Origin of the sequence: Novosphingobium sp. ERW19 (assembly GCF_012641315.1) — a bacterium.
GTDB lineage: Bacteria > Pseudomonadota > Alphaproteobacteria > Sphingomonadales > Sphingomonadaceae > Novosphingobium.
In genome coordinates this window covers 1-1,459 of record NZ_JABAIC010000011.1, presented here as the reverse complement: position 1 = coordinate 1,459, position 1,459 = coordinate 1, and the positions used below count along the sequence as shown (strand labels likewise).

Genomic DNA, 1,459 nt, shown 5'->3' with positions numbered 1-1,459 from the left:
CGTCTCAAGGACTGGCGACGCGTGGCAACGCGATACGACCGCTGTCCAACCGTCTTCTTCTCCGCCCTCGCACTCGCCGCAACCGTGCTCTTCTGGCTGTGATCAGTGAGTCATCGTGTAATTGCGGCTGCTTCCCTCGGAGCTCGGTTGAGGCGCACACTTCTGGTTGTCGAATCCTGAAGGAGGGAAGCAGCCATGAAGCACTATGCCGGATTAGACCTGTCGATGGAATCCACGCAGGTCTGCATCGTTGATGACAATGGTCGGAAGGTCGTGTCCGAGAAAGTGGAAAGCTCTCCGGAAGCGATCGCCATGATGCTGGAGCGATACGGTCCAATCGAGCGGGCGGTGATCGAAACGGGCCGCATGTCGCCGGCGATTTGCCTTGGTCTGCGTGAACTGGGTATCCCGGTGGTGTGCATCGATGCCCGCCAGGCGCACCAGAGCCTCAAAGCAATGAAGGCGAACAAGACCGACCCTCACGATGCCGCCGGCCTCGCACAGTTGGCGCGCACCGGCTTCTTCAAGGAGGTGCACGTCAAATCCCCTGCAGCGCATGGCGTCCGCAGCGTGATCACCGCACGCAGCCATCTGGTGGAAGCGCGTGTCCGCCTCGACAACACGATCCGTGGTCTCTGCGCGACGTTCGGCTATCGGCCCGGCGCAGGTCAAGGGAAGGCTTTCCTTGAACGGATCATGCAGGCCGCCCACATCCCGGGCCTTGGCGACGCCATCGCATCCTTGCTGTCCGTGCGCGCGGAACTGGTCGAGCAAATTAAGGAAATGGACCGCCGCCTGCGTGTCATCGCGAGCCAGTCACAAGCCTGCGAAATCTTGATGACCATCCCAGGTGTCGGCGTTCAGACCTCAGCCGCCTTCGCCGCTGCAGTGGATGAAGCGGGGCGTTTCCGACAATCGCGCAATGCCGGGGCCTACTTCGGCCTTGTGCCCCGACGTCATCAGTCGGGTGAGCTCGACTGGACAGGCAGGATCACCAAACAGGGCGACAGCACGGTGCGCAAGCTGCTCTACGAAGCCGCCAACTCGATCCTGACTAGGAGCCGAGAGACCTTCGCCCTGAAGACATGGGCCATGAAGATCGCCAAGCGCCGGGGCCTTAAGAAGGCTCGCGTCGCCCTGGCTCGCCGCCTTGCGGTCATCATGCATGCCATGCTGCGCGACGGCACTTTGTTCCAAGCTTGAGTTGGGGTAGAACCTGCTTGCCAGCGGTGAAGCGTCAAAGCTGATCCGAGGGCGGTGTCCCGAGAGGGAACGCAGGGACGAACGATCTGCGAAGGTAGTCAGATGGGCAGCAAAGCCCGCTTCGAGTCAATGCAACGTTCGCCTCTGTGAGACCCGATACAGCACGACCAGGCTCCGGCTCGGTCAGTGCGGACAGATCCATGAAACCCTCAAGGGATCACACCGCCCAGCTCTGCAATTACAGATCCTGAGCCTA

Annotated in this window: 1 protein-coding gene and 1 pseudogene; both read left to right on the top strand. The window is 61.3% G+C overall.

Features of this window, described 5'->3' with window-relative positions:
• A pseudogene (locus HGI46_RS17980) lies at positions 1 to 102 on the top strand (IS5/IS1182 family transposase); the annotation flags it as partial.
• 93 nt (positions 103 to 195) lie between these two features.
• On the top strand, positions 196 to 1,203 hold the full coding sequence (locus HGI46_RS17975) for an IS110 family transposase (RefSeq protein WP_125956734.1): 1,008 nt from the start codon (positions 196 to 198) through the stop codon (positions 1,201 to 1,203).
• Positions 1,204 to 1,459: the final 256 nt, after the last annotated feature.